This window comes from Deefgea piscis, from assembly GCF_013284055.1.
Classification (GTDB): Bacteria; Pseudomonadota; Gammaproteobacteria; order Burkholderiales; family Chitinibacteraceae; genus Deefgea; species Deefgea piscis.
Genome location: NZ_CP054143.1, coordinates 87,672 through 105,279 on the forward strand (window position 1 = coordinate 87,672; position 17,608 = coordinate 105,279).

Below are 17,608 nucleotides of genomic sequence, written 5' to 3' on the forward strand. Positions count from 1 at the left end.
GTAAAAAAAACCGCTGCAAGCACAGCGGTTTTTTCATATACACAGACGATTAGTCTTGGTATGGGTGTTGCAGAACGATGGTTTCGTCGCGATCTGGGCCAGTCGAAATAATGGCGATTGGCGCTTCGCAGATTTCTGCGATGCGTTTCAGATAGTTTTGCGCGTTCAATGGCAATTCTTCGAATTTTTTCACGCCGAATGTCGATTCAGACCAACCTGGCATTTCTTCGTAGATTGGCTCGCACAAGGCAATGTTTTCTGCGCCAATTGGCAAGATGTCGATGGCTTTGCCATTCAACATATAACCAGTACACAATTTAATGGTTTCGATCGAATCCATCACGTCAAGTTTGGTCACACACAAACCTGAAACACCGTTGATTTGAATTGAGCGTTTCAGCGCTGCAGCGTCAAACCAACCACAACGACGTGCACGACCCGTTACCGACCCGAACTCGTGACCGCGTTCAGCCAAGCCTGCGCCAACGTCGTCGAACAATTCAGTCGGGAATGGACCAGAGCCAACACGGGTGGTGTAGGCCTTCACAATGCCCAATACGTATTGCAACATTTGTGGTGCAACGCCCGCGCCCGGCGCAGCAGCACCGGCAACACAGTTACTTGAAGTCACAAATGGGTAAGTACCGTGATCGACGTCAAGCAAGGTGCCTTGCGCGCCTTCAAACAACAATGGCTCGCCAGCTTTATTCATGTCATACAAGGTACGCGATACATCGCCAACCATTGGGCGAATGCGCTCGGCGTAGGCCATGGTTTCATCGTAAACAGTTTGGAAATCGAGCGTCGGTGCGTTGAAGTAGTTCTTCAATGCAAAGTTGTACCAATCGAGGTTTTCCAGCAATTTAGCTGCAAAGCGTTCTGGATGGTATAAATCTTGCACGCGAATTGAGCGACGCGCCACTTTGTCTTCGTACGCTGGGCCAATACCACGACCTGTCGTGCCAATTTTTTTCTCGCCCTTAGCCGCTTCACGCGCTTGGTCGATGGCAATGTGGTACGGCAAAATCAATGGGCAAGCTTCAGAAATGGTCAAACGGCTGGCAACGTCAATGCCGGCTGCGCTAAGCTCATCAATTTCTTGCAGCAAGGCCGTCGGAGAAATCACCACGCCATTACCGATAAAGCAGGCTTTACCTGCATGCAAGATGCCCGATGGAATCAAGCGCAAAACTGTTTTTTTACCGCCAACCCACAATGTATGGCCTGCGTTATGACCGCCTTGAAAGCGCACCACACCTTGGGCGTGATCCGTTAACCAGTCAACAATCTTACCCTTACCCTCGTCACCCCATTGTGTGCCGATTACGACGACATTTTTGCTCATTTCCAAACCTCAATGCTATTCAAAACAATGGCTATCGTCGCAACAGCAACGCAACGCGCCCGAACTTTAACTTTAAAATGCTCAATGAGCCAGCCCTTTACAGGGAAAACACCAATTTATTGCAATGGCACAACCTGCCATTGACCATTAATCAATTGCAATGAGCGGTTAATATGCACTTCTGTGACATCAACGCCCAAATCTACGATCACAATTTCACCGGCATTACGCAATGTGCGTATCACCTCAATCAACGCCATATCGTCACTTTGCGGCGCTAAGATCGCGGCCTGATGCGTTGGAAATGGCAATGAAGTCAATGCACGTAAATCCAAACTAAACCCAGTTGCCGGACGTGAGCGACCAAATTTTTCACCGACACGGTCATAACGCCCGCCACGCGCCACGGCGCTGGCAAAGCCATTGGCGTAAGCATTAAATACCAAGCCGGTATGGTAGTAACTACCTGGCGACTCGGCCAAATCAAAGCGCACACTCATTCCGCGATTGAGCAATGCGGCCTCTAATTCATGCAAAGCATCCAACGCCGCAGTGACCGCATCAATGGCAGGCAAGGCTTGACGAGCGCGGACCAGCACATCGCTGCCACCATAGCAAAGCGGCAAAGCCAAAATGCCTTGGCGCAACTCTGGCGACAAATCGGCAGTCAGCGCTTCTAATGCCGGTACATCTTTTTGCTGCAAAGCGTTAAATGCCGCTTGTCTAGCATCATTTGGCCAATGCGCTACATCGGCCATCGCGTTAAATAAACCGATGTGTCCAATCTCAAGACAAAAATCAGTCACGCCAGTTAAAGCCAAACTGGCAAACATTAATTCGATCGCTTCAATATCCGCACCAATACTGGCACAACCATAAATTTCAGCACCGATTTGACGCGGCTGACGATTCGACATCAAGCCATCTGGTCGCGTGGTCACTACCGATCCGGCATAGCACAAGCGCGCAACACCTTTGCGATTCAAGATATGCGCGTCAATTCGTGCAACTTGCGGCGTGATGTCGGCACGCAAGCCCATTTGACGGCCCGACAACTCATCGACCAATTTAAAGGTTTTTAAATCGAGTGCGCTATCGTCTTGCGTAAAGAGTGATTCGACATACTCAACCAGCGGTGGCTCAACTTGCTCATAGCCATACCGAGCATAAAGATCGAGTAAGGAACGACGTAGCGTTTCAAGTTGACGCGACTCCATAGGGAGTACATCGGAAATGTATTCGGGTAGGATCCAGTTGCGCATAGTCCAGACAAATCAAATGCCCGCCTGCGGTATCCCCACAGAGCGGGCGTAAAACAAGATATGGGTAGCAATACCTACTACACCACCAGCGAAATCAACACGCCAACCATTAGCAAGCGAAATCCAAAATTCATATTTGGCGATCACTCATGGCGGCAATTTTTAATCCACTTGCACACCCAATGGCAGACAAGGCAAAGGGCATAATACCTTTAAAAGGTATTAGCCCCAAGCCCTAATAAAACAACAACCGTTACACTACAAACTTATTTGCCTGATCCAGCACGTGGATTTTTCATGTATTTGAAAAAGTCCGAACTTGGATCAACCACCATCAAGTCGCTTTTCTTACCAAAACTTTGTTTGTAAGCATCTAGACTCTTATAAAAAGCATAGAACTCAGGGGTTTTGCCATAAGCATCCGAGTATATCGCTGCCGCCTTAGCATCACCAGCACCCTTAAGTTGCTGCGCCTTATTATACGCATCTGCCATGATTACTTCGCGCTGTTTATCAGCATCGGCTTTAATTTTTTCAGCATCAGCACTACCTTCTGCACGTAATTGATTGGCCACGGCTTTACGCTCAGATTGCATCCGCTCATACACCGAGTTTAAAGTGCTTGGCTCAAAATCAACTTGCTTGATACGGACATCAATGACACGGATACCAATACGTTCGGCATCAATATTGGCCACTTTGCCAACATATTCCATCACCTTATCGCGTTTGCCCGAAATCACATCTTGTACGGTGTGCTTACCAAATTCATCACGCAGCATGTTGTTCACGGTATTGCGAAGTCGATCTACCGCTTTGCGCTCATCCATACCGACAGCTTTGTAGTATTTCTCTACATCGAAAATCTGGTATTTGATGTAGCTATTTACATTCACATTCATTTTTTCAATGGTTTGAATCCGTGCAGGCATATTCTCATCGATGGTTTGAATGCGCTTATCAAAATAACGAACATCTTGTACAAATGGTAATTTGAAATGAATACCAGGATCTTTAATGACCCGTTTAGCTTCAGAAAACTGGAAAATCACGGCATATTGACGTTGATCTACAGTAAACAAACACAATGAAGCTAAAAATAACACCAGCATTACCGCTGATAACACAGGAAGAATACGATTCATTTGCCTTCCTCCTTAACGACCGTCACGCTCACCGCGATTAACGCGATTCGCTGGGGTTTCAGAATTAACAGCTACAGGAGCCGAAGACGTTGCCGCTGGTTTGGCTGCGTCCGCATTAACCGATGCAGCTGCGCCATTCATTTGCATCAATTTATCCAAAGGTAGATACAACAAACTACCACCGGCCTTTTGATCAACCAAAACTTTGGTCGTGTTTTGATACATGCTTTGCATTGCATCTAAATACATACGATCACGGGTTACTTGTGGTGATTTCACATATTCAGCGGCGATTTGTTTAAAGCGTGAGGCATCACCCTCTGCTCGAGCAACAATTTGCTCACGATAGCCTTCTGCCTCTTCATTCAAACGCGCAGCCATACCGCTGGCTTTTGGAATCACGTCATTGGCGTAAGCAGTACCTTCGTTAATCAATCGCGATTTGTCTTGACGTGCTTTAACGGCATCGGCAAAAGCGGCTTGTACCTGCTCAGGTGGCTGTACATCCGAAATATTCACCCGTGCAATCGTCATCCCTGTGCCATATCGGTTCAGCAGCGACTGCATAATTTCTTTGGTATCTTCTGCAATCTTGCCACGACCTTCATTGAGCACGTAGTCCACTTTATTGCGGCCAACCACTTCACGAATGGCTGATTCGGCCGTTTGCTTTACAACATCACGACCGCCATCAATAAAACGATTGTCAAACAAGAAGTCTTTCGCTGAATTGAGGGTGTACTGAACTTCCAATTGAATCTGAATAATGTTCTGATCAGATGTCAGCATCAAAGAGGCTTCACTATTTGAACCCGCATCGCCACGCACGCCGACATCAAGACTGCGAATTTCGGTCATATTCACCAATTCGCGCGATTCAATCGGATACGGCAAATGCCAGTGCAAACCGGGGTGAACCACGGTTTCAACATACTTACCAAAGCGAGTTACCACTGCATCTTCACGCTCGTCGACCATGTAGGTACCCGATGCCAGCCACAAAGCCAACAAAGCACCCAAAACAACAAATACCCCAGTCGCACCAGAGCCAGATGATTGATTCACTGGCGCATTATTTTGAGGGATTTTATTACCGAGCAAAGCATTGATTTTATTGATGATATTACGAAAAATCTCATCCAAATTCGGTGGACCACCTTTTTTATTTCGGTCACCACCCCATTGCGGATCATTTTGACTCATTTATCTTCCTTAACGGTTTGATTCATCGCTTCAACCAGTGCTTCGCGCAAAAGATTTAATCCTTCGCCACGCAAGGCGCTTAATTTAACGCTGCGAATACTACCATATTCGTCACGTTCAACTTCGGCAGCCAAATCACGCTGATCAATCTTATTAAAGACCATCAACTGCGGTATATGTTCCGCACCAATTTCAGTTAATACTTTATTGACTTCACTAATTTGCAAATCACGCATTGAATGATTGATATCAACCACGTGCAATAACACATCCGCTTCAATCGTTTCTTCTAAAGTTGCACGAAATGCCGCTACCAAGGTGTGAGGCAAATCGCGAATAAAACCAACAGTATCGGAAATCACCACCGAATGATCAGCATCGATGTATAACTTGCGGCTGGTAGTATCTAGCGTCGCAAAAAGTTGATCTGCTGCGTAGAGCTTTGCTTTGGTTAATGCATTAAATAGCGTTGATTTTCCAGCATTGGTATAACCAACAATTGAAACGGTGAACTGCCCAGATCGATCTCGTCGCTTTCTTTGTGTCGCGCGCTGCTTTTGCACAATCAGCAACTGATCTTTCAAGCGCTTAACTCGAATCCCAATTAAGCGCCGGTCAGTTTCGAGCTGCGTTTCACCCGGCCCACGCAAACCCACCCCACCCTTTTGGCGTTCCAGATGAGTCCAGCCACGAATTAATCGCGTTTGAATGTGCGCCAGCTGGGCCAACTCAACTTGGAGCTTACCTTCAGAGGTTCGGGCACGCTGCGCAAAAATATCCAAAATCAAGGTGGTACGATCGAGCACTCGACACTTGACTTTACTTTCAAGATTTCGCTCTTGGCCTGGGGATAATTGATGATTAAAAATCACCAACCCTGCATCATGCGCTAAAACCGCCTCAGCAATTTCATCCGCTTTACCACTACCACAAAAATAAGCTGGGTCAGGCCGCTGACGCTTACCTTGAATAACCGCCAGTGGATGAACTCCAGCGGACTTCACTAACTCGATGAATTCTTCTTGACTGTCGGCAAAATCAGCTTCGCCAAAATCCAGACAAACCAAAATTGCTTCATCACCGCCCTGATGGCGTTCAAACATGCATACCTCTTCACTTCCAGAAAAACAAAACGCCGCGCAAGATAAAACCCCGAAAAGCGAAGCCTTCGGGGCTAACGAATGCTCGATCTAATTAGCTTTCTGCACTGGCTGCGGCAGGATTATCATGCGGTACATTCACCGCGCGAGAAGGAACAACCGTTGAAATAGCATGCTTATAAACCATCTGAGTCACCGTATTGCGAAGCAATACAACGTACTGATCAAATGATTCAATTTGCCCTTGCAATTTAATGCCATTGACCAAGTAGATTGAAACGGGCACGTGTTCTTTACGCAAGATATTTAAAAACGGATCTTGCAGCATTTGTCCCTTAGCACTCATTATTATTCTCCGACTTGTTATTAGTTTTCCGTCTGTACGGTTTCGCTTGGAACATCTTACACCGACAATACAATTATTGGCAGCTTAGTACTATAACGCAATTTTTAGCGCTTTTTTAGTGCATTTTTTGCACTTTGTGGACCACGACGTCCACGATTTGGCGCTTCTTTGCCTTCAAATGGATTATCAGTCTTTTTAAACTGCACCCGCAAAGGCGTACCTTGCAATTTAAAGGTTTTAATAAAGAAATGCTCTAAATAACGCCAATATGATGCATGAACTGCTTCCAAAGCGTTACCGTGAATAATCACAACCGGTGGATTACTACCACCTTGGTGAGCATAACGCATTTTTGGACGAATCTTACCGGCCAATGGCGGTTGTTGACGCTCCATTGCCAACTGCAATGCACGTGTTAGTTTTGGCGTAGGAATCTTAATCATCGCCGCATCATAGGCTTGATTAATTGAACCAAACAAATCACCAACACCACTACCTTGCAAAGCCGAAATATAGTGATACTTCGCAAAATCGAGGAAGGCGAGCTTGCGCGCCATATCGCGTTTAATAATTTCACGCTGCTCTAAATTGGCCGAGTCCCATTTATTAATGGCGACGACCAAAGCACGACCTGACTCTAAAACAAAGCCAGCAATCTTACCGTCTTGATCCGATACATCTTGCGTTGCATCCAAAACTAAAATCACCACATTGCAATCTTCAATCGCTTGCATGGTTTTAATGACCGAAAACTTTTCGATCATATCGGTCACCTTACCGCGGCGACGCACACCGGCAGTATCAATTACCGTATAGTTGGAGCCATTTCGTTCAAAATCAATAGCAACTGAATCACGAGTTGTACCTGGCGCATCAAAAGCAATTACGCGCTCTTCACCAAGAATGGCGTTCACCAAGGTTGACTTGCCCACGTTTGGACGACCCACGATGGCAAATTTAGGGTGTGTTTGTTCTTCTTCTGGCTCAGGATCTGGGAATCCTTCCAAGATTTCATTAATCAGGTGACGAACACCCTCGCCATGCGAGGCTGAAATCGCAACCGGGTCACCTAAACCGAACTCATGAAACTCGGCGGTCATCACCGCACTATTCATGCCTTCAATTTTATTGACCGCCACCCAAACAGGGCGATCACCTTGACGCAAACGATTGGCAATCATTTTGTCTTGTGGTGTTAAGCCATTACGACCGTCAACAATAAAAACAATGGCATCGGCTTCATCAATGGCTTGCAAAGTTTGCTTGGCCATTTCAAACATAATACCTTCATCAATAACCGGCTCAAATCCACCAGTATCGATCACCAAGTAAGGTTTCTCTCCAACTTTACCATGACCATAGTGACGATCACGCGTCAGGCCTGGCTGATCGGCCACCAAAGCATCACGGGTTTTGGTTAAACGATTAAATAGTGTTGATTTGCCCACATTGGGGCGCCCGACGAGGGCAATAGTTGGTTTCAATTCAATTCCTTATTCCATCCATATGACGGCGCAACTGCGCCGCCCTAATGTCGATGGGTATTACTGAGTGCTGAGCAGATAAATACTGCCTTTTCCGGTCTGAACAATCGCTTGCGAACTATCAGATTGCGGTGCTAAATAAATGCGGCCACCATCGGTAGGCAATTGCCCAACAAAGCGACCATCTTCTGGGTTTACAACATGGATATAACCATCTAAATCACCGACTAAGATATTGCCAGCCAAAATCGCTGGCGCAGAAATTAAACGGTTAGCTAATAAATCTTGGCGCCAAATACTGCGACCTGTTGTGCGTTCAAAGGCATTAATTTGCCCCTTGGCGTCGGTAACATACACGTTTTGACTATCAATCGCTAAGCCCGTCCAGCTGGAAATTTCCCGCGTCCATAGCAAATTGCCTTGCTTAGCGCCTAAACAAGCAACACGCCCTTGGAAAGCCACGGCACAAACCATATCGCCACGCACCACTGGCGGTGCAACAATATCAGTCACTCGCTCGAGCTCACTCGCGCCACGCGGCAAAGCAACTGGTGCTTCCCAGAGTACACGACCATCTGCGATCGAAATTGCGGTCAAACGTCCGGCAGCCTGCCCCACATACACCACGCCGTCAGCAACCACGGGCGGCGCATAATTACGTAACAATAAAGCCGGTTGTGGACGCTGATAAATCCATTTTAATTCGCCTTTATCCGCAGAAAAAGCACTCACTTTGCCATCGCCAGAGCGCACAATGACCAAGTCATCACTCACAACAGGGGCAGAAATCACCTCACTCGTGACTTTAGCCGACCAAATCGGTTGACCATTTAAATCATACGTCAACACATCGCCATTACTGCTACCAACCGCAATCACACCACCCGATATACCGACACCGCCAGCAACGGGTTGCGCAATTTTAATTTGCCAACGTTTTTTGCCATTCGCGCGCTCAAACAACGCCAATTCATTATCGCCACCGACAGCAGCAATCAATTCACCATTAAAAGCGGGCTGAAAACGATATTCTGTTTTCCCGCCGACAGCGGATTTCCAATCAATCTTGATATTTGCTGTTGTCGTAACAACAGGCAATTTGGCGGGTTCAGGCGCATTACTCGTAGTACTACAAGCACTAATGCTAAAGACGCTGAGTAGCAATAATGGACGAAGGCATTTCATGCTTACTTATCTCCCAATACATCCAATTTAATTTCTACTAATTTCAAATTCGGTGCGTCTTTTGGCAGCTTGGCAATGGCTTGGCGATACGCATCAGCGGCAGGGGCAATTTGACCTTGCATTTGGAAAATATCACCGCGTAGCTCAGCATAAAGCGGAGAAAAGCCCTCTTCTTCTGGCGTTTTCAATAGCGCCAAAGCTTCTGAATATTTTTTCTCTTCGGCCAAAATACTGGCCAATCGCAAGCGCGCTGTATCGCGCAATGCCGCTTCCTGACTATGATCAATCACCCAAGTTAATTCAGCGCGTGAAGCCGCTGCATCGCCTTTTAGATAATCCAATTTAGCGGCAATTAAAGCCGCGCGTGGCGCATACGGTGTTTTGCTGTAATCATTTTTCAATAACAAAACACCCGCTTTAAATTTGCCATCGTCAGTCAAATTGTTTTCAATTTGCGCATACACTTCAGCGGCCTTAGCAATTTGCTGCTTTTGCCATCCTTGCCAGCCTTTCCAAGCCGAAAACGAAATCAAAAATGCTGCAAGCCCTAGCGCCAACCATTTACCCCAGTTTTGCCACCAGTCTTTCATGGTGGCGATTTGTTCTTGTTCTTGTAAATCAAATGCGGCCATGGTTATCCCCTGAATAAATTAAATACTGCGAATCACTTGTGCCAACTGATCTTGCGGCACGATTTCTTGTTTGCCTTGCTGCTCGCCGATCAGTGTTTTTAAATTAACGGTCTGTGACGCCACTTCACCCTCACCAATCACCACGGCAAAACGTGCCCCTGATTGATCGGCTTTTTTAAATTGCGATTTAAAACTCCCACTGCCGCCATGATAAATGACATTCAAGCCTGCTGCGCGCAATTGACGCGCCACAGTAAATGCATTGCGAGCCGCGGCTTCGCCTTGGTGCACCACGTAAGCATCTGGCAATTGAGCAGGAATCGCAACTTCGTTGATTTCCAATAGCAACATTAAGCGCTCAATACCGATCGCAAAACCAACCGCTGGGCAAGGCTTACCGCCTAATTGCTCAACCAAACCATCATAACGACCACCGGCTGCCACAGTACTTTGCGCGCCCAATTGTGTGGTCGTCCATTCAAAAACAGTTCGATTGTAATAATCAAGGCCACGCACTAAGCGTGGATTTAGGGTATAGGCAATCCCTGCATCATCGAGCAACGCTTTGACCGTTTCAAAGTGTGTTTTAGATGCTTCACCCAAAAAGTCGATCAGTTGCGGCGCGTTTTCAGCCATTTCTTGCAAGTCTGGATTTTTGGTATCCAAAACACGCAATGGGTTGGTATAGAGCCGGCGCTTGCTATCTTCATCGAGGATATCGATATACCCTTCCAAATATTGAATCAACTTGGCGCGATGTGCTGCGCGCTCTTCAATATCGCCCAAAGAATTAAGCTCTAAACTCATTCCGCTCAAACCAAGGCGTGGCCATAAATCGGCCAGCATCACAATCACTTCGGCATCGACATCGGGCGTTGAAAAACCAAATGCCTCAATGCCCATTTGATGAAACTGACGATAGCGCCCCTTTTGCGGACGTTCATGGCGGAACATTGGGCCGGTGTACCACAGACGTTGGGTTTGATTGTAAAGTAAGCCATGCTCAATGCAGGCTCGCACACAACCCGCCGTCCCTTCTGGGCGCAGCGTCAGTTTTTCACCGTTAAGGCTGTCTTCAAAGGCGTACATTTCTTTTTCAACGATATCGGTATGTTCACCAACACCGCGAATAAACAAATGCGTTGATTCAACAATCGGCATCCGAATCTGGCTATAGCCATAGGCGGCTAGCCATTCACGTGTAACTTGTTCAAAAAACTGCCAGCGACTTGATTCTTGCGGCAGCACATCATTCATGCCGCGAATACCTTGGATGGTTTGAGCCATATTTTTATAAACTTTAAATTAAATCAAGAAAGGGTATTTGATTGCAGCTCAATATTTAAAAAGGCTACAGAGCAATACCCATTCAAATTGAAGTTAATGGAATAATTTTTGCTGCTTGTTCACGCCGTTTTGAACCACCCACAGCGTAATGCGTCATCACATAGCGCTCAACAATGGCCTGAAACTCCACAGCCACATGCTCACCCTTGAGCGTGACGTCTTTTTCGCCATCGATATACACCGGACACACTGGCACTTCACCGGTACCCGGCAAACTAATCCCAATATCAGCCAGCTTTGATTCACCCGGACCATTGACCACACAGCCCATGACCGCGACTTTCATTTCTTCTACACCCGGATAGTCTTTACGCCACACCGGCATTTTTTCACGCAAAAAGCTTTGAATGTCTTGTGCCAACTCTTGAAACACCGTCGACGTGGTACGACCACAACCAGGGCAAGCCGTAACCAATGGCGTAAAACTACGCAAACCCATGGTTTGCAATAACTCTTGTGCCACAATCACTTCTTTCGTGCGATCGCCATTGGGTTCTGGCGTCAACGAAATCCGAATCGTGTCACCAATGCCTTCTTGCATCAAAATCGCCAACGCAGCACTCGATGCCACAATCCCTTTGCTACCCATGCCCGCTTCAGTCAAACCCAAATGCAATGGGTAATCACAGCGCGCACCCAAATCGCGGTATACCGCGATCAAATCTTGCACATGGGACACTTTGCACGACAGTAAAATTTGATCGGGTGATAAGCCCCACTTCACTGCTTGCTCAGCGGATTCGAGCGCAGACACAATCAACGCTTCGCGCATCACTGCATCCGCACTGAGTGGTTTAGAGCGCTTGCTATTTTCGTCCATCATCCGCGCAGCAATGCTTTGATCAAGCGATCCCCAGTTCACGCCAATGCGCACCGCTTTTTTATACTCGATGGCTTTTTCAATCATCGACGCAAATTTTTCGTCGCGTTTACTGCCTTTACCGACATTACCCGGATTAATCCGGTACTTCGCCAAGGCCTGTGCGCAGTCTGGGTAATCACGCAATAAGCGATCGCCATTGTAATGAAAGTCGCCAACCAACGGAACTTTACAACCCCAGTTCTCTAACTTGGTTTTAATATTGGCAACTTGAGCTGCGGCTTCTGGGCTATTCACGGTGATACGTACCACCTCAGAACCGGCGCGCCACAATTCAAAAATCTGTCTTGCCGTGCCTTCAGCATCGGCCGTATCAGTATTGGTCATCGACTGCACGACGACAGGATGATCACTACCGACCCAAACATGGCCGACTTGAACTTGACGGGTTTTACGACGTGTAATCAGGCTCGACATACGATTATTTCAATTCCATATTAACCACATCAGAACCGGGCTTGAGATAAGCACTCAAATCCACATTTTGACCATTAAAATACAATTGGGTTTTTGGGGCGTTACCGACCTTCACGCGATAAGGCGGCACACCGGCCACCACGCGCTCGTAACCCGGACGAATAATCTCGGACAACACTTTATTGCCATTGGCATCCACAATTTGCACCCAGCTATCGGTCTGCGAGGTGATTTTAATTGAATGCGCTTCAGCCACTGCCGATGCTGCACTAGCGGGAACCGTAACGGTTTTTTGAACCTGTGGTGCACTAGCAACCGGCAAGGCGGCTTGTGGTGCGCTCGCTGGCGCAATTGCACTGGCGGCACTGGCGACAATAACTTCTTCTTGTACTGCAGATGCCGGATCCACATCAACAATCGGTTGGCTTTCCATCTCTGGCAAAGCCAGCTCAGGATGGGCCGGTTGCTGCAAATACCAAAATACGCCCCCTACCCCCAAAGCCAAGCCCAATACGCCCATCAATACAATTGCTGATGGTTGACGCCGACGCTTACTTTTAAATGGAATCGTGCCATTTGTTTCCAAAGGCGCATCAAGCAAGGTGGTCGACACTTGCTCTACAGGCAACACCTGCGCCAAATATTCCAGCAAAGGCTCAGGATCTAAATGCACCAGCCGCGCATAATTACGCACAAAACCTCGGATAAATAAATTGCTTGGCAATTCATCAAAGGCTTCTTGCTCAATCGCCAGCACTTGGCGTACCGCAAGTTTTAATTGATTAGCAACTTGCTCTGGACTTAATTCTAAAGCTTCTCGTGCATTGCGTAATTGTCGACCTGCAGGCAACAAGCTTGCGGTCGATGAAGATTCAAACTGATCAGTCATATTTTCCAATCTGTAACTTAGTGGCTTCTACTGAATCGGGGAAAGCGCTGAGTAACTCTTTGGCATAGCGTTGCTCGGCGGTTTTATTGCCAATGGCACGCTCGATTCTCACACCCAGCCATAACAATTCAACGGGGGTTGGCTTACTTGATCGATATAGATCAACAAACAAACGCTTTGCCTCAGGCAAGTCCCCCGACTTTAACATTAAATTACTCAGCTGAAATTTAGCTTGTAAATAATTTGGTCTTTGTATCAGAATTTTTTTATACCACTGCGCAGCCAAAGCATTGTCTTGATTGCTTAAAGCGCAATTGGCCGCGGCCATCATGGTATTTTCTGGCGTTGGATACAAAGGATCGCTGAGCGCGGTAGTAAAATGAGTTTCAGCTTGCTGAACCTGACCATTAGCGCAAAGAAAATTCGCGTAATTGTGATTCACATCTGAATTGTTCGGCTCGATCTTTAAAGCCTGCTTAAAAATATCAGCCGCAGTGGTTTTATCACCCAAAGCCCAATACGACAAAGCCATCACATTGTAAGCCAAGACATATTTGGCATCGGCGGCAATGGCTTTTTTGGCTTCATCCACGGCAATGGGGTACTGCCCCACTTTATAATATTCGGACGCGAGTCGCGTTCTAACGCTTGCGCGAGAATCTTCATTCGCCAGTGCAAAATGACTTAGGCCAAGACACAACGCCACTAGCAATAAAGTATTTTTCACGCATCGCCTCCTGATTTAAAAATAATTGGCCGAGTTTCGAGCATTTTTTCGGTGCGGCGGGTTTTATCCAAAACCTGCCCCGCCAATTGCCCGCAAGCGGCGTCAATATCATCGCCACGCGTTTTACGCACGGTAACAATGTAACCTGCTTGTAATAAAATATCACGGAAACGATGAATCGCTTCACGACTTGAACGCTGATAACCCGCATTTGGAAACGGATTAAACGGAATCAAATTAAACTTACACGAAGTCGATCGCGCCAATGCCGCCAATTGATGCGCATGCTCAGGCTTATCATTGATGCCATCAAGCATCACATATTCAAAAGTAATAAAATCACGCGGTGCTTTTTCTAAATAACGATTGCATGCATCCATCAATTCTTTGAGTGGATATTTTTTATTAATCGGCACAATTTGATCGCGAATGGTGTCGTTCGGCGCATGCAAACTCACTGCCAACGCAACCGGACAATCTTCGCGCAGCTTATCCATTTGCGGCACCATGCCTGAGGTCGATAAGGTCACGCGGCGGCGTGACAAGCCATACGCATTGTCATCCAACATCAAACGCATCGCAGCAACCACATTATCATAATTGGCCAGTGGTTCACCCATGCCCATCATGACCACATTCGATACAATCCGGGTATCGTCATTGGTCGCAGTACCAACACGCGCCGCATCAAAAGAGAGGCGACGATTGGCCCACCATAACTGCCCAATAATCTCAGCAGTCGATAAATTACGGTTAAATCCTTGCCGTGCCGTCGAGCAAAAAGTGCAATCGAGCGCACAGCCCACCTGACTAGAAACACATAAAGTACCGCGGTCATCTTCGGGAATAAACACCGCCTCAACCCCGTTACCCGTGCCAACATCCAACAACCATTTACGTGTGCCATCTTTGGCAATTTGTTCGGCCATCATCGCCGGTGGTGCAATACAGGCATCGACAGCTAATTTTTGCCGAAACGATTTGGCGATATCACTCATCGCATCGAAATCCGCTACGCCGCGCTGATGAATCCATTTCATCAGTTGTTTGGCACGAAACGGCTTTTCACCGAGTTGTACCATCAATTGGCCTAGACGCTCCGCATCGTAATCCAACAAATTTATTGCCATGTCTTTATCCACCAAGGCTTACGCCATTTATTTCATCAGTGACGCTCGCTTAGCGAGCCAAGCGAGCGTCTTTACCACCACTACTTACAAGCTAAAACTTAACGTGCGTACACTTCAGCTGCATCGAAAAAATAAGCGATTTCAATTGCGGCATTTTCCAAACTATCTGAGCCGTGTACTGCATTGGCATCAATACTATCGGCAAAGTCAGCACGAATCGTACCGGCAGCGGCATCTTTTGGATTGGTTGCGCCCATCAAATCGCGATTCAATTTCATCGCGTTTTCGCCTTCAAGCACTTGAATCATGACTGGACCTGAAATCATGAATTCAACCAAAGCGCCAAAGAAAGGACGCTCTTTATGTACTGCGTAAAAGCCTTCAGCTTCGGCACGTGTTAGGTGCTTTAGTTTCGCCGCAGCGATTTTTAAACCCGCAGTTTCAAAACGATCATAAATTTTACCAATGACATTTTTTGCAACAGCGTCAGGTTTAATAATCGATAGGGTACGTTCAACAGCCATTTTTATCTCCAGTGTGAGTCGTTATTTTCAATTTAACGAAAGAAACTTTGCAGCATAATGTAATTTAAGCTAGCCTCGTGCGAATTATATTTATTTCACGAAGACCGAATTCAAGCCCTATTTAAGCCCCCGTAATCAGCGGCAACACAAAAAATGGATCACATCGTATCCACCTCGCCGCAACACAGGGAGTTTGAGCAAGAGACTTGAAGCCTTAAATCTGAGGCAAATAGCCCAACAGTATAACACCATAGCGAGCACCTGACAGATGAGTGATGGACTTGACCCCATCTTGCAGCAGAAAGAACAGCAGCAATTAAAAACCCAACTCTTGTGGCGACTCGGCATCGCTGCCGCATTGATCGGCATTGTACTTGCTGCCATTGCATGGTTTGATCAAGAACGAAAAAATGCGGTACCTGAAGTTAAAATCGCCAGTGATGTGGAGACAGCAAAAATCCTCACGCCACTCGTTGCCGCCTCCGAGATCGAATCGGCAACGCCCAATCCGAACATCAGCAGTGAAGTGGCAAGCGCTCCTACCCTCAGTCCGAGTCCGAGTCCGAGTCCGAGTCCGAGCTCAAGTCTCAGTCACAATCAAACACCGATTCAAGCCATTAGCAATCCGGCCCCCAAGCCAAGCACAACGACACCGCGTGCCGTCGTGGCGGAGCAAACGCGCAGTGCGCCCAAACCAGACCCGTTACCCATACCATTAATGAATGCACCAACGCCAATGGCCGCTCGCCAACCCGTCAAACCAAGCAATAACTACCCAGCAGCAACCACTGGGCAGCAAGGCTATAGCGTTCAAGCCGGGGTCTTTTTGCACGCGAATAATGCCGAAAAACTACTCGTACAATTACAAACGGCTGGCATTCCGGCCTACCTAGAAACCCGAGTGCAAATTGGCCCGTTTAAGAGCAAATCACAAGCCGATATCGCCGTAAAAAAACTACGGCAACTCGGGATTGAGCCGGTATTAAGAACGCAATAGCGCATCAAAAAATCGGCCGCCGTGGATTTCTATTAGTCAAAGAAATTAGTCAAAGACTATGAATTAATCGGCGCATCCGGCAGACGATGAATCGGCTCTAAATCGGATTGCAACAAAGCTTGCCGCACCGCTTCAATCGCCGCCTGACGTGGGAAATTGCGTCGCCAAGCCAAGATAACGCGCCGTGAAGGCACTGGCCCCGTGAACGGACGTAAGGTTAACAAAGCCTCATCGGCCACACTCACCGACGTCGCAGGCAATACGGTCACACCAATACCACCGGCGACCATATGCCGAATCGTCGTTAATGACGAGCCTTGCAATGTCCGCTGCAAACTCCCCACCGACATACTTTCGCGATTTAAATCGGAGCAGGTTTGCAAAACTTGATCGCGAAAACAATTACCTGGCGACAACAACAATACATTTTCATCTGACAATTGCTCAGACGATACCGACTCGAGCAATTCCCACTCGTGCCCTTTAGGCGTTGCCACGATAAAATCTTCGTCATACAACGCTTGGGTAGAAATACCGCCTTCGTGAAACGGCTCAGCCAAAATCGCCAGATCAATCTCGCCTTGCTTGAGCATTTCGGCCAAACGCACGGTGTAATCTTCTTCGAGCAATAATTGCATTTGCGGCGCGATACGGCGCAATTGCGGAATCAAATGCGGCAATAAATACGGCCCAATGGTGTAAATCACCCCCAAGCGCAAGGCTCCAGCCAACGGATCTTTCCCTTGTTCGGCCAACTGCTTCACCATCGACACTTCTTCAAGCACGCGCTGCGCCTGCTCAACAATACGCTCACCGCTCGGCGTTACCGTCACTTCACCAGCGGCGCGCTCAAACAGCACCACACCCAACTCTTCTTCTAGTTTTTTTACCGCCACCGACAACGTGGGCTGCGATACAAAACAGCTATTGGCTGCGCGCCCAAAGTGACGTTCACGCGCCACAGCAACGATGTAACGTAATTCAGTCAATGTCAT

17 protein-coding genes are annotated in these 17,608 nt (G+C 47.3%); 1 reads left to right on the top strand and 16 read right to left on the bottom strand.

Annotation, left to right across the window (positions count from 1 at the left end; all coding sequences use genetic code 11):
• Positions 1 to 49 precede the first annotated feature (49 nt).
• The 15 genes from HQN60_RS00505 to ndk all read right to left on the bottom strand — a co-directional run bounded on the left by HQN60_RS00505 (position 50) and on the right by ndk (position 15,616).
• A complete protein-coding gene (locus HQN60_RS00505) occupies positions 50 to 1,345 on the bottom strand; it encodes an adenylosuccinate synthase (protein WP_173531850.1) in 1,296 nt (431 codons plus the stop codon).
• Positions 1,346 to 1,461: 116 nt separating this feature from the next.
• On the bottom strand, positions 1,462 to 2,607 hold the full coding sequence (locus tag HQN60_RS00510) for an ATP phosphoribosyltransferase regulatory subunit (RefSeq protein ID WP_173531851.1): 1,146 nt from the start codon (positions 2,605 to 2,607) through the stop codon (positions 1,462 to 1,464).
• 266 nt (positions 2,608 to 2,873) lie between these two features.
• A complete protein-coding gene (hflC, locus tag HQN60_RS00515; RefSeq protein ID WP_173531852.1) occupies positions 2,874 to 3,752 on the bottom strand; it encodes a protease modulator HflC in 879 nt (292 codons plus the stop codon).
• Positions 3,753 to 3,764: 12 nt separating this feature from the next.
• Positions 3,765 to 4,955 carry an FtsH protease activity modulator HflK gene (gene hflK, locus HQN60_RS00520; protein ID WP_173531853.1) on the bottom strand — a complete coding sequence of 397 codons (1,191 nt, stop codon included), beginning with the start codon at positions 4,953 to 4,955 and terminating at the stop codon, positions 3,765 to 3,767.
• Positions 4,952 to 6,058, bottom strand: coding sequence for a GTPase HflX (hflX, locus tag HQN60_RS00525; protein ID WP_173531854.1), 1,107 nt, complete (start codon positions 6,056 to 6,058; stop codon positions 4,952 to 4,954). The genes hflK and hflX overlap by 4 nt, the downstream gene beginning before the upstream one ends.
• Before the next feature lie 91 nt (positions 6,059 to 6,149).
• A complete protein-coding gene (gene hfq / locus HQN60_RS00530) occupies positions 6,150 to 6,401 on the bottom strand; it encodes an RNA chaperone Hfq (RefSeq protein ID WP_173531855.1) in 252 nt (83 codons plus the stop codon).
• A 104-nt stretch (positions 6,402 to 6,505) separates the two neighbouring features.
• On the bottom strand, positions 6,506 to 7,885 hold the full coding sequence (gene der / locus HQN60_RS00535) for a ribosome biogenesis GTPase Der (RefSeq protein ID WP_173531856.1): 1,380 nt from the start codon (positions 7,883 to 7,885) through the stop codon (positions 6,506 to 6,508).
• A gap of 60 nt (positions 7,886 to 7,945) precedes the next feature.
• Complete coding sequence (gene bamB / locus HQN60_RS00540) at positions 7,946 to 9,070, bottom strand: outer membrane protein assembly factor BamB (RefSeq protein ID WP_173531857.1); 1,125 nt, start codon at positions 9,068 to 9,070, stop codon at positions 7,946 to 7,948.
• Between the two features lie 2 nt (positions 9,071 to 9,072).
• Positions 9,073 to 9,702 (bottom strand): YfgM family protein, encoded by a 630-nt coding sequence (locus HQN60_RS00545; RefSeq protein ID WP_173531858.1) that lies wholly within the window; start codon positions 9,700 to 9,702, stop codon positions 9,073 to 9,075.
• Positions 9,703 to 9,720: 18 nt separating this feature from the next.
• Positions 9,721 to 10,989 (bottom strand): histidine--tRNA ligase, encoded by a 1,269-nt coding sequence (gene hisS, locus HQN60_RS00550; protein ID WP_173531859.1) that lies wholly within the window; start codon positions 10,987 to 10,989, stop codon positions 9,721 to 9,723.
• A gap of 82 nt (positions 10,990 to 11,071) precedes the next feature.
• Positions 11,072 to 12,346 carry a flavodoxin-dependent (E)-4-hydroxy-3-methylbut-2-enyl-diphosphate synthase gene (gene ispG, locus HQN60_RS00555; RefSeq protein WP_173531860.1) on the bottom strand — a complete coding sequence of 425 codons (1,275 nt, stop codon included), beginning with the start codon at positions 12,344 to 12,346 and terminating at the stop codon, positions 11,072 to 11,074.
• 4 nt (positions 12,347 to 12,350) lie between these two features.
• Positions 12,351 to 13,235: a RodZ domain-containing protein gene (locus HQN60_RS00560; RefSeq protein ID WP_173531861.1), complete on the bottom strand. Its 885-nt coding sequence runs from the start codon at positions 13,233 to 13,235 to the stop codon at positions 12,351 to 12,353.
• Positions 13,228 to 13,962, bottom strand: coding sequence for a type IV pilus biogenesis/stability protein PilW (pilW, locus tag HQN60_RS00565; protein WP_173531862.1), 735 nt, complete (start codon positions 13,960 to 13,962; stop codon positions 13,228 to 13,230). The genes HQN60_RS00560 and pilW overlap by 8 nt, the downstream gene beginning before the upstream one ends.
• Positions 13,959 to 15,092 carry a dual-specificity RNA methyltransferase RlmN gene (rlmN, locus tag HQN60_RS00570; RefSeq protein WP_173531863.1) on the bottom strand — a complete coding sequence of 378 codons (1,134 nt, stop codon included), beginning with the start codon at positions 15,090 to 15,092 and terminating at the stop codon, positions 13,959 to 13,961. Before rlmN ends, pilW begins: the two co-directional genes overlap by 4 nt.
• Positions 15,093 to 15,190: 98 nt before the next feature.
• The gene (gene ndk / locus HQN60_RS00575) at positions 15,191 to 15,616 is read right to left on the bottom strand and encodes a nucleoside-diphosphate kinase (RefSeq protein WP_173531864.1); all 426 of its coding nucleotides are present in this window, start codon (positions 15,614 to 15,616) and stop codon (positions 15,191 to 15,193) included.
• Positions 15,617 to 15,884: 268 nt separating this feature from the next.
• Between ndk and HQN60_RS00580 the strand changes: the two genes are divergently transcribed.
• Complete coding sequence (locus HQN60_RS00580) at positions 15,885 to 16,613, top strand: SPOR domain-containing protein (protein WP_173531865.1); 729 nt, start codon at positions 15,885 to 15,887, stop codon at positions 16,611 to 16,613.
• Between the two features lie 56 nt (positions 16,614 to 16,669).
• On the opposite strand, the gene HQN60_RS00585 is transcribed toward HQN60_RS00580, so the two are convergent.
• A complete protein-coding gene (locus HQN60_RS00585) occupies positions 16,670 to 17,608 on the bottom strand; it encodes a hydrogen peroxide-inducible genes activator (RefSeq protein ID WP_173531866.1) in 939 nt (312 codons plus the stop codon).

Coding starts and splice junctions, on each gene's coding strand:
- ndk (WP_173531864.1), bottom strand. CDS start 15,616: ATGGCTGTTGAACGTACCCTATCGATTATTAAACCTGACGCTGTTGCA.
- rlmN (WP_173531863.1), bottom strand. CDS start 15,092: ATGGCAATAAATTTGTTGGATTACGATGCGGAGCGTCTAGGCCAATTG.
- hflK (WP_173531853.1), bottom strand. CDS start 4,955: ATGAGTCAAAATGATCCGCAATGGGGTGGTGACCGAAATAAAAAAGGT.
- hflC (WP_173531852.1), bottom strand. CDS start 3,752: ATGAATCGTATTCTTCCTGTGTTATCAGCGGTAATGCTGGTGTTATTT.
- hflX (WP_173531854.1), bottom strand. CDS start 6,058: ATGTTTGAACGCCATCAGGGCGGTGATGAAGCAATTTTGGTTTGTCTG.
- HQN60_RS00585 (WP_173531866.1), bottom strand. CDS start 17,608: ATGACATTGACTGAATTACGTTACATCGTTGCTGTGGCGCGTGAACGT.
- ispG (WP_173531860.1), bottom strand. CDS start 12,346: ATGTCGAGCCTGATTACACGTCGTAAAACCCGTCAAGTTCAAGTCGGC.
- HQN60_RS00510 (WP_173531851.1), bottom strand. CDS start 2,607: ATGCGCAACTGGATCCTACCCGAATACATTTCCGATGTACTCCCTATG.
- hfq (WP_173531855.1), bottom strand. CDS start 6,401: ATGAGTGCTAAGGGACAAATGCTGCAAGATCCGTTTTTAAATATCTTG.
- bamB (WP_173531857.1), bottom strand. CDS start 9,070: ATGAAATGCCTTCGTCCATTATTGCTACTCAGCGTCTTTAGCATTAGT.
- HQN60_RS00505 (WP_173531850.1), bottom strand. CDS start 1,345: ATGAGCAAAAATGTCGTCGTAATCGGCACACAATGGGGTGACGAGGGT.
- HQN60_RS00560 (WP_173531861.1), bottom strand. CDS start 13,235: ATGACTGATCAGTTTGAATCTTCATCGACCGCAAGCTTGTTGCCTGCA.
- HQN60_RS00580 (WP_173531865.1), top strand. CDS start 15,885: ATGAGTGATGGACTTGACCCCATCTTGCAGCAGAAAGAACAGCAGCAA.
- HQN60_RS00545 (WP_173531858.1), bottom strand. CDS start 9,702: ATGGCCGCATTTGATTTACAAGAACAAGAACAAATCGCCACCATGAAA.
- hisS (WP_173531859.1), bottom strand. CDS start 10,989: ATGGCTCAAACCATCCAAGGTATTCGCGGCATGAATGATGTGCTGCCG.